Source organism: Bacillus bingmayongensis (assembly GCF_000299035.1).
Taxonomy (GTDB): Bacteria; Bacillota; Bacilli; order Bacillales; family Bacillaceae_G; genus Bacillus_A; species Bacillus_A bingmayongensis.
Genome location: NZ_AKCS01000074.1, coordinates 1 through 1,948 on the forward strand (window position 1 = coordinate 1; position 1,948 = coordinate 1,948).

The 1,948-nt window shown below is 32.5% G+C and carries 3 protein-coding genes; all 3 read right to left on the reverse strand.

Annotation, left to right across the window (positions count from 1 at the left end):
• The coding region (locus Y7E_RS32605) for a BC1881 family protein (RefSeq protein WP_017150540.1) at nucleotides 1–91 on the reverse strand (91 nt) is incomplete at its 3' end.
• Nucleotides 92–640: 549 nt separating this feature from the next.
• Nucleotides 641–1,102, reverse strand: a complete 462-nt coding sequence (locus Y7E_RS0106845) for a CarD family transcriptional regulator (RefSeq protein WP_017150541.1) — start codon at nucleotides 1,100–1,102, stop codon at nucleotides 641–643.
• 216 nt (nucleotides 1,103–1,318) lie between these two features.
• Nucleotides 1,319–1,948: acyl-ACP desaturase (locus tag Y7E_RS0106850; RefSeq protein ID WP_017150542.1), on the reverse strand; the 630-nt coding region annotated here is incomplete at its 5' end.

Below are 1,948 nucleotides of genomic sequence, written 5' to 3' on the forward strand. Positions count from 1 at the left end.
CGATTTTTTCATAAGGCTCAACTGTAATAGAAAGAATTCCTTCTCGCTTCTTTAATTCATTACTTAATTCTTTTGTTAACATTTTTTTCATGTGTGCACTCCTTCTTACTGCTTCATTTACTATTGTTATGTAAATAAGATTAAAAATGGTTTCCTTGTCTGGAAACCATTTTTTTATAGTTGACCATATGGTGTTACCAGTTCGTTTATCAATTTTACGTAAAGAAGATAAACAATTACTATTCACTGTCTCAGTAGATGTAAGGAACTCTTAAAGAGATAGCGGTGAGAGTGATTGTTTTTTCTTCTAGAAATAATGACTTAGATAATATATTACCTAAAACAATGAAAGCCCTACCTCTCTTTCATCCTTACGGATCCTTGTCCGTGCCAGTGTGAATCAGGATTGCAAAAATCAAGTGACTATTTAATCGAGTTATTTGATGAAACTTTGAACGTTCGTAAAAGAAATTTAAAAATAAAAATGGATAAGATTGAAGTAATAACAAAAGAGGTTCCTACTCTAAAAGTGAGTTGAAGAAGTTGAATGTCTTTGAAATGATTTACTTTTAATAATCATCATATTCCCGAAAAATTCAGGATATTTTCGGGGGATTTAATACATTATCTATAATGAATTTTAACAGAAACTTTTTATTTGATTTTCAGTGATCCCTTTAATTAATCCTAGTTCACTAATCAAAAATTCATGTGCGTTATCCAACATTTTTTTTTCGCTTGTATTCAGTGCCTTTTCCTTCTTCATACGCATTAAATCACGTACAACTTCAGCACCTTCCTGTATTTCACCCGTTTTTATTTTGTCCGTGTTCACTTTATACCTTTGTTTCCACGGCAATGATTTATCTGATTCTCCATACTGAAAAATGTGTATAATGTGTTTTAATGCATGTATATCAGTAACTGGGCGTATACTCGAACTTAGTATTTTACCCATAGGAATCATGACTTGCATATTACTGATTGACATTTTAATAACATAATACTGTTGTTTTTTTCCTGAGAATTCTTTTTCTTCTATGGCTTCAATTATACCTGCTCCGTGCATTGGATAAACAATGTTATCGCCAATTTGAAACATATAATCCACCTCCATATATGGTAACCTTCTTAACCTTAACATATATGTTGTTTTTTATCAAACATTTTATAATATCATAAAATCATTTTTAACGTCAACCACTTTTTAACGAAAATTAAATTAAGTAAAAAACACCCCAAAAACAATAGGGAGTGTGTCAGATTTCCCATAAAGGGAAGGGGAATTTCCCCGCTTATATTCTGAAATCTCTACTCGTTAACGTAGATCAGTTTTACCTTGAAAACGACCAAATCGATCACGTATTTTTTTCAATCTTGTGTGGTATTCCAAAATCTCAATTCTTGCTTTTTCAGCTAAAGGTGCAATTGGTCGTAAGTCTTTTAACCCCCAATAATCAACCACTACATCAAGTACTTGATCAAAATATTGTAGTGGTCCATAATTCGCTTCTTTTGCAATCACAGCCATTCTATTTTCAAAATCAGGCATGACGGCACCTGGCATTTTAAAATTCTTAATCACATTGGCAATATAATAGCAATAATTAGGTTCCCATTCTAAATGTGTTCGAATCACGTCTCGATAAAACGCATAATGAAGAGTTTCATCTTTTGCAAGACGGTGTAATAATGTAGCAAGATCTGGATCATGCTTACTTGCGACCTTAGCAACATTATTGTAAAACACCATCGTTGCAAGTTCTTGTAGCGTCGTATACGTCATGGCTTCGATTGGTGTATGAAAATCAGGCTCAAATCCACCCTCAACGACTGACTTTCTTAATTCATGTATTCGTTTAGGATTCACACTTCGAGTGAGTAGTAAATATGTTTCCAATAGATTCGAATGGTTCTGTTGCAAAGTTTTTAAAACTAAGCTAAACTT

What these genes read in the sequence shown, in the direction of transcription:
- Y7E_RS0106845 (WP_017150541.1), bottom strand. Translation starts at nt 1,102, where the DNA reads ATGTTTCAAATTGGCGATAACATTGTTTATCCAATGCACGGAGCAGGT.